The organism is Bacillus thermotolerans (genome assembly GCF_000812025.2).
Classification (GTDB): Bacteria; Bacillota; Bacilli; order Bacillales; family Domibacillaceae; genus Quasibacillus; species Quasibacillus thermotolerans.
Genome location: NZ_JWJE02000046.1, coordinates 21,603 through 29,797 on the forward strand (window position 1 = coordinate 21,603; position 8,195 = coordinate 29,797).

The window sequence follows — 8,195 nt, forward strand, 5'->3', positions numbered from 1 at the left end:
TGTAAACCCTTACACAAACCAATAGGCAAAACCTTCTGAACTTTTTATGAATACGTAACCATTTTTACCGTCAGGAAGCTCGCAGCGTCGATGGAACGCTCTGAGCTTTATGTAATGAAAGAGCTTGCAAAAGAATGGTTACGTATTCATTTTCAAAAAAGCTAAACCTTTTTTGTCGTGCTTCTATTGAAGACTTTAACAGATTCTGTGATTTTAATGCAACTATTTTTTTTATTTTCAATCATTTCAATCAATTCCCGTATAGCTAAATAGCCCAGGTTTTCCTCTGAAATACTGCCTACCGTCGTCAGTTGAAGTCTTCCGTGGCGGCTAATATCGACATTATCGATTCCGATGATACTTAAGTCATCAGGGATGGCTAAGTCCGCCTGGATCGCATCATCCATTAAATTTAGCGCAATGGAATCTGCTCCTGCGCAAATGGAGGTAGGGCGGTGCTCCAGATGGATTAACTGATTGAAGGCATGGGAAATGTCTTCTTTAGACGTATCGGTGTTATAAATATATGGGTCTGATGCCGGTAAGTTAAAATCCTTCATCGCTTGCAGAAAGCCGAGATACCGATGATGAAAGGTACTGACGGTTAACGGCCCGCCCACCCAGGCAATCCTTTTATGTCCGAGTTCAATCATATGCTTGGCTGACAAATAGCCGGCTTCAAAATTATCGATTTCAACGAAATATTCATTCCTGGCATGCTTGCGGTTGTATGTAATGAACGGGATATTCATTTGTTTCAGCTTTTGAAAGATCGGATCATCAAACAAAATACACGATAAGATCATGCCGTCCACTTTGTTTTCAAACGCAGCCGCATACGCTTCTGTTAATTGGTGATCGTGGACGAACTGTACATTGACGCGATACCCTTTTTCATTCGCATAGTTGACGATCGCGGTGGTCGTATCAACGAAAAAGGGGTTATGCAATGGCCCTGAGAGAAGGGCGATGGTGTTCGTTTTGTTTTGAACGAGTGACCGCGCATGAGCGTTCGGGACATAGTTCAATTCATGAATCGCTTTTCTCACTTTATCGAGGGTCGGTTGTTTGACTAATTCAGGTGTATTTAACACGCGCGAAACGGTCGTTTGAGACACGCCGGCATGCTTTGCAACATCCTTCGATGAGACCAAGAGTGTCGCCTCCTTTATAAAGAAAAGTGTCTTGTTTTATATTCTCATTTGATGTGATCATACAACATATTAAACAAGTTGACTATATGTACCTTTCTTTTTTTAATCAGGCGTGACGTTTGGACTATAGAGAGGGGAGACGGCTGATGTAAGACCAACTGCGGCAGCTAGTCTTACTTATTTGACTCTTTGCTGCGATCATGTTTAAGGCTGAACATAGATGGGTTCCTCATGCATGTTTATTCGCATTAATGCATGGGTTTGGTGTGTGAAATGGAGGTGAAAATGTCCTTTTTAAAGGGCTCATTAAGTACTGTTTTCCCGAGAGCGGTTGATTATGTCAACTTATTGTGTATATAATATTAATGGTGCGGACAAACGCAGTCTGCGAAAGGGGATATATTTCCTTTTCTAAAATAAAAATTTGCTCAAAAAATCACATTCTATTACTCCCTGAAGCAAGCATTCAATCTTGAGAGGGTGTAGATTGAATGTGAAAAAATAAAACGAAGGAAGGGGGCAGGATGTGAGGAGCATCATGAAAGGATGATTGCGTGAGTGTAGATCAGACTAGAGATCTCCAACAAGAAGAAGTAAAAGACGATTATTCATTTGACAAGGTTCCGGTAGAAAAACGGAAGATGGGATGGTTTAGCATAACCAACATAACATTTGGTATTGCGACAGCAATCTTTTATTTCCAAACAGGTAGTGTGATGGCCCTTCAGTATGGGGCAATGAATGCTATTATTTCAGCGATTTATGCCATTGTCATTGCTGGAGTCTTAGGTACAGTCATTGCCTATTTATCCGCGAAGTCAGGAATGAACGTAAACCTTATGTCTAGACAAGGGTTTGGGTACATCGGTGCTTCGTTAACCTCATTAATATACGCATCGAATTTCATCATGTATTGTGCCTTTGAGGGGATGATCCTCGTCTCCGCCGTACATGCATTTTTCCCCGAAATTCCACTATGGCTTTTAATTATCGTGTTTGGATCCATTGTCATCCCGCTCAATTGGTTTGGTATTAAACAATTGGATAAACTACAAAAATGGTCATTGCCGATCTTCTTTATCTTTTTAATTGCGGTCATCGCGGTCGCAGCGAATATGCCGTCTCAATATGATGGCCAATTTTGGACGTATATGCCAGAAGGTGTACAGATAGGCGGAACAGCTCTGTTATTATGTATCGGTATGCAACACGGGATCATGGGATTAACCGCCTTAATTGCGTCAGATTATGCGCGCTTCCTTAAGCCGAAGGACATTAAACTTGGATCCGTTATGATCGGATTTATTCCGCAAATTTTCTGTTTTGGTGTCATGGGCTTACTCGGAATATGGTTTGGTGTCCGGTTAGCTGAATCAAATCCGGGGGTTTATATTGTCACAATTCTTGGACTAGGTGGAGTCGTTTTTACGATGCTAACCCAACTTCGTATTAACGTGACCAATATTTATAGTGCTTCCCTGTCATTGTCCAATTTTTTTGAGAATGTATTTCATTTCAAGCCTGATCGTCGCTTTTGGGTGGTTGTCGCAGGCGTCGTATCGATGGCGCTCATGCTTGGCGGTATACTAGATTATTTAGGTAGTGCCATGACGTTCCAAGGGGTTCTCTTAATGGCATGGGCGGCTATTTTAGTAACAGATGCCTTAGTCGTGAAGAAGCTGCTCAACATTGGCCCGAAGGAATATGAAGCGAGACAGGAAAAATTATATAAATGGAATCCTGTTGGGGTGGCCCCATTAATTATCTCTAGTGTGCTTGGAACGATTGCGGCACTAGGGTACATGGGAACATTTCTGCAAAATACAGCCACTTTCTTTGCGGCTGTCCTAGCCTCACTCCTCACTATTGCCGTAGCTGTCTATACGAAGGGAAGATACTACAGTAAAGAGCCTGAGGAAGTAAAGGTCAAACGCCAAAAAGAAAAAGAGAGAGAAAAGTCAGCATTTACAAAAGAAGTACCAGTAGATTAATGCAAATAAAGGGTTTAATCAAAGCTCCTGCGTGGATACGCGGGAGCTTTTTTGATGCGATGATCTTCTTAAACCAATAAATAAGCTTGCCCATGGGCTCGTCATATTAGAACCACGAACTGTAATCATACGAATGAAAGAATCAATGTTCTCTTTGGGGTGATCGGTTTAATTAGTAATGCTTTTTTAGTACCTAGCCAATTATCGAAAGGCAATCCCATCTCTTTACGTGATATCGGTAAAGTGTTAGGCAATATTCGCATGTTACTCATACTTTTCATTACAGCGATTGGATACGGTGGTGCCTTCGTTGTCTACACGTATGTTTCACCTATTTTGAAACAATATATGGGGTACTCTCCACATGCGATAGTTATTATATTGGTTATCTATGGTATTTGCGTAGCGATTGGTAATACACTAGGCGGCCATTTCGCTAATCAACATCCGCTTCGTTCCATTTTCATTATTTTTGTTGGTCTTGCATTAGCGTTACTTGGCATTGGCTACGCTCTGGAATCACCGATCATCGGATTAATGATGGTACTAGTCATGGGTCTATTTATGTTCATGAATGTTCCGGGGCTGCAATTATATGCGGTACTGTTATCTGAAAAATATGTGCCTTCAGCGATTACCATGGCCTCCGCATTGAATATTTCCGCTTTCAACATAGGGATATTTTTAGGATCTTATATTGGAGGTTTTATTATTCGCCATCAATCGTTAGCACATACACCTCTGTATGGCTTTTTAATGGTGATGCTTGCAGCGATGGTGACACTAGTATGGCTGCTTTTCGATAAAAAGAAACAATAGGGAGTGTGCTGAACTTCCATTTTAAAAAAAGCAGAGAAGGTGTATGGGTACGTATTCACACTGACCATTATAAATATTGCAGCCAACAAGCAGAGCAGCTGATCGAAAAACGAGATGCTGGGTGATTGTTTAAAAACACCTTTTAGTTGAAAAAAGCGGCCAGGACTACATTAAGTACTGGCCGCTTTTTATTATTCATGTTCACTGCAGGTTGAATCATAAAAACCCCGTTTCCTGAATCAGAAAACGGGGGGTTTCGTTTGATTTCTTGAAGTGTTAGATATTGTTTAATCTCTTATTATTGGGAACTAGCTACCTTTCCAGCGTCGTTTTCAATATTCCAATCATGTTTCTTGAGTCTTGAAGGAAAAGCTAGTATGACGGTTAACAGGATAGTGATGGAGCTGGCGATAAATAAAGCTGGAGTGCCAAAGCTTTCGGATACCCAACTTGCTATGAATATACTCAAAGGCGCTAAAATGCTGGTGAAAAGCCGTGTGGCTGCCATTACACGTCCCATATATATGCTCTCGGTATTGGATTGGATATACAAAGCGATTAGTCTAGAGACCATGCTTATGCCTAGTAAGGTGAAGGCGTATACCACTCCAATCGCCAGTATATGGGTCGTTAAAGCCAATAAAGCGAAAGAGGTGGCGACCAGTGTAGCTGACAATAGTAACAGCAATCCGGGTTTTACAGATCGATGTAAATAAGGGAACAGGAACCCTCCTATAATGCCGCCAACGGCTCCGAAAGTCATGACAACCCCTAAATGTTGACTGCCAAGGGAGAGGTACTCACTTATATGGAAGGTTAACATTAAAATACTGCCGTGAATACCGAAAATAAAGAAGGCCTGCCAGAAAATTAATAGAGCTAGGAACTTGTCTTTTAACGTAAATTTGAGCCCTTCAATACTGTTATTTAAGATGAGCTTAGGAGTAATCTTTTCATCCGGTGTATCGTCTTTATATGATTTGATAAGGGTAAAGGTCGTTAAAAGCAGGATAAATACAAACGTGTTCACCCAAACGCTTGTAAATAACCCTAAAGCGGCAATGATTAACCCGGATACAGCAGGTCCAATGGCTTGCGCTGTTGATAGAGACACTTGCATGATCCCATTCGCCTCAGGTAATTCTTTTTTATCAACGATTTGAGGGATGATAGAAATGTCTGCAATTCCATAGAGAGACACACAGATATCAATAATGAACGCTACAATAAATAACAAAATAATATTCAGCTGGCCTACTCCTTCAGCAATAGGGAGCAGGGAGATAAAGGTTGCTTGAAGAATAGCAATAACGATTAATAGCTTCTTTCTATTAATAGAATCTACTATGGCTCCACCAAATAAGTACACTAAGAATTCGGCTGCTTCGCCAACTATATACATGAGCCCCATTAATATAGGGGAACCTGTAATATGTAGGATCAGTAAAGGCATAAGCAAGTCGTACAAGCATTCACCTATCTTGTGAATAAATTGGCTGCTAGTAATAAAGAGAAAAGACTTATTCTTTAAAACCTTCATTTCATCACCTGTTTCAGATTTTAAAGAACCTAAGGCAGCAACCTTAGGTTCTTTAAGCATGGTTAAGTACGTTATTCGATTGTTACGTGATAGTCTTCTTTCAAACGATCCAAAGCGGCTTCAATGGTCGCATCCTCTGGCAGTTCAAGAAAGTAGCTCTTGATTTTCCCAAGGAATGTACCTGTGTTTTCAGCTACCAATTTAGGAGCTACGTTTTCGATAAATGCTTTTAGTCCTTCACGCTCTTGAGGGTCTTTAATTTCATTTAGCATCATTTCAAGCTCCTCGATTGATACACCAGTTTTAGTCGTCATCTGATTCACCCCCTTTCAATGTGAAATTCAAGCTTTTGGCGTTAGAGAAAGCCGGTACGTCCTATCTTCTAATGTTAAGTCAACAGAATGCCTGTACTTTTCTTTCGATTTAATCACTTCTTGTTCTCTTTTTAAGACAAATTGCAAGGCTTCATTAGGTAGAGGCAGCTCATTAGGAAACACCATCGGGAATTCGTTAGCCGGTGTATTTAATGGAATAACAATGGTATCTTCTCCCAGGTTGTAACCATTGGGTTTATTTGTTGCGAACCATATTGGTTCTGATCTTACTGTGATATTCTTTAAGTTTTCAAAGTGTTCAGCTATGCCGCGTTCGATATAAAGATGTTTAGTTGGATCAGGGGTGAAGGTCATTTCTACTTTTTTATGAAGTGTCTTAGAGGTTGTTCGACAATCAATGAAAGAAGCTTTTATCGTTTGAGTAGGGTCTCCAAAGAAGGTGTAACGATTAATTTGCCCAATGGATAAAAAGTAGGCGTGATACTTGTCTTTCTTAAAGTGAAGGATATCGGATACGAGCGGGCCTTTATTGGCTACAAGAGTATAACTATCCTCACCGGTTTGGGCATAATAGTTTCTGTCCCAATAAAGTCCTTCAATTTCTGTTTGTATTACTTGGTTCTCGGCCATTATTCCTCCACCCTTTCTTTCTCGGTTTTAGGACGCACCGTGACGTACCGGTTTTCCCCGTTGATTTCTACGAGAACTCTCGTTGGGTAATGCTGCAACTCGGTCATGCTAGAATGCTGCAGCTCGAGTACAAATTCATAAGCTTTCCGGGGGATAGGATATTGATTGACTGTAACGGCCGGAAAGTCCTCAAGCGGCAAATCGCGAGAAACATTGATCACATCATTCTCCATGTTATAGTCTGGGTTTCCCACAGACATGTACCAGATTGGTTCATCACGGGTTAAAACATTCTCAAGCCCATCAAACGTGTGAGCAATCCCGCGGTCTATAAATAATTTCTTGTTTGGATCCGGGTAATACTCGAGTGTAACTTTCTTATTTCTCGTAGGGGAACCCTTGCGGCAATCCACAAAGTGACCAGTAATTTTCTGATTAGGATCTCCGAAGAATGTTAAACGATCTACTTGTCCAATATGTATGCCGTACTGTGTGTATTTGAATGAAGGGCTATGCGTCACAAAGTCGCTGATGCCAGGTCCAGAGCTAGCAATGACATGACTGTATAGATGGTTGTCTACCGTTAAATTCTCCTCAAAGTGCAAACCTTCGATTTCAGTTTTTTGGATGATACGGTCGTATGACATAAAAAACGTCCTTTCATTAATTTATTTCCTTTATGTCCTTCGTCAAAATGAAATCAGATGGATCGTGAAGATTTCTCTGTTGATAAAATTGGATTTTTATCCTTATTTATCCTTCAAACTTTATTACCAAATTACAGAATATACTAATAATTATTAATATTGGTAATAAAGTAACGATTTTCTAACCAAAAAAATTGCTAATCGTTGCAAGGGAGAGAATGATTCATTTATGGATGAAAGAAGAAAAATCATAGAGAAGGAGGAAAGTCACCTTTCATTCCACTGCATCATACAATTGGTTTATATTGGAACTAGGAACACTGTATTAAAGGAACTACTGATCACTAAATTCGCAAAGGTTACTTTTAATCGCTTTCATATGTTTTTATTCAAAAGTGTGTAAAGAGCATTTTAAGTAAAGTTCGTAAAAGTACAGAGTTACGAACGGAGATCTTTCTATTTTCCTTGTTAATTAATCCGTCCGTAAATCCGGATACATACGTGTTAGCAGTAAGGATCAGAATGAAGGAAGAGAATATAGAAGCGATGAAGGAGAAGGGGATTGAGGAGCGGGATATTTTCATCGATAAGCAGAGCGGAAAGGACTTTAACCGGATCAATACCAGCTACTGAAGAGAATTTTGAGGGAAGGCGAGCACTATACATTCATTCCTTGGACCGTTTCGGCTGGAATAAGGAAATGACCCTGGAAGAGTGGATTGACATTACGAACAACATAGGAGCTGAGATTATCGTTTGGGATATGCCGCTCCTTGATACAGACCAGTATAAGGATAGCTTAGAATCTTTTATTTTCGACCTTGTGTTGCAGGTCCGAACCACACCGACAGCAGTGGTCAGTGAGCAGCGTGTCTTTGCATGAGCTGGCTTATTCATAATTACATAAGCAAGAAAAAGAAGCACAGGAGTTTCTTTTTCTGATGTCCATCGGTTTGAATCAAATAAAAAAGAGCATTTGATACGTATGTGAATTGCGCCCTATAAAGTAGACAGTTTAATAAAAAGAGATGCTGCTTTCTACGCAGCGATGAGATGACTCCGGTAAGCTGCTGGAGTCA

General features: G+C 40.4%; 6 protein-coding genes and 2 pseudogenes. 3 read left to right on the forward strand and 5 right to left on the reverse strand.

All coding sequences use genetic code 11. The annotated features are described in order from the left end of the window. Nucleotides 1-161: 161 nt before the first annotated feature. Entirely contained in the window at nt 162-1,154 is a 993-nt protein-coding gene (locus tag QY97_RS14845; protein ID WP_039236748.1) for a LacI family DNA-binding transcriptional regulator, read from the reverse strand. Nucleotides 1,155-1,708: 554 nt separating this feature from the next. Between QY97_RS14845 and QY97_RS14850 the strand changes: the two genes are divergently transcribed. Further along, nucleotides 1,709-3,145: a purine-cytosine permease family protein gene (locus QY97_RS14850; protein ID WP_039236749.1), complete on the forward strand. Its 1,437-nt coding sequence runs from the start codon at nt 1,709-1,711 to the stop codon at nt 3,143-3,145. A 147-nt stretch (nt 3,146-3,292) separates the two neighbouring features. Beyond that, nucleotides 3,293-3,964: pseudogene (locus QY97_RS14855) on the forward strand (MFS transporter); the annotation flags it as partial. A gap of 298 nt (nt 3,965-4,262) precedes the next feature. Here QY97_RS14855 and QY97_RS14860 read toward each other — a convergent pair. The 4 genes from QY97_RS14860 to QY97_RS14875 form a co-directional block, all read right to left on the reverse strand. Next, nucleotides 4,263-5,504: an MFS transporter gene (locus QY97_RS14860; RefSeq protein WP_046128769.1), complete on the reverse strand. Its 1,242-nt coding sequence runs from the start codon at nt 5,502-5,504 to the stop codon at nt 4,263-4,265. A 71-nt stretch (nt 5,505-5,575) separates the two neighbouring features. Next, a complete protein-coding gene (locus QY97_RS14865; protein ID WP_039236751.1) occupies nt 5,576-5,818 on the reverse strand; it encodes a hypothetical protein in 243 nt (80 codons plus the stop codon). 27 nt (nt 5,819-5,845) lie between these two features. After that, on the reverse strand, nt 5,846-6,469 hold the full coding sequence (locus QY97_RS14870; RefSeq protein ID WP_039236753.1) for a hypothetical protein: 624 nt from the start codon (nt 6,467-6,469) through the stop codon (nt 5,846-5,848). Further along, nucleotides 6,469-7,116: a dTDP-4-dehydrorhamnose 3,5-epimerase family protein gene (locus QY97_RS14875; protein ID WP_039236756.1), complete on the reverse strand. Its 648-nt coding sequence runs from the start codon at nt 7,114-7,116 to the stop codon at nt 6,469-6,471. Before QY97_RS14875 ends, QY97_RS14870 begins: the two co-directional genes overlap by 1 nt. 497 nt (nt 7,117-7,613) lie before the next feature. Here QY97_RS14875 and QY97_RS14880 point away from each other — a divergent pair. After that, nucleotides 7,614-7,951 (forward strand): annotated as a pseudogene (locus QY97_RS14880) (recombinase family protein); the annotation flags it as partial. Nucleotides 7,952-8,195: the final 244 nt, after the last annotated feature.

Coding starts and splice junctions, on each gene's coding strand:
- QY97_RS14860 (WP_046128769.1), bottom strand. CDS start 5,504: ATGAAGGTTTTAAAGAATAAGTCTTTTCTCTTTATTACTAGCAGCCAA.
- QY97_RS14865 (WP_039236751.1), bottom strand. CDS start 5,818: ATGACGACTAAAACTGGTGTATCAATCGAGGAGCTTGAAATGATGCTA.
- QY97_RS14870 (WP_039236753.1), bottom strand. CDS start 6,469: ATGGCCGAGAACCAAGTAATACAAACAGAAATTGAAGGACTTTATTGG.
- QY97_RS14875 (WP_039236756.1), bottom strand. CDS start 7,116: ATGTCATACGACCGTATCATCCAAAAAACTGAAATCGAAGGTTTGCAC.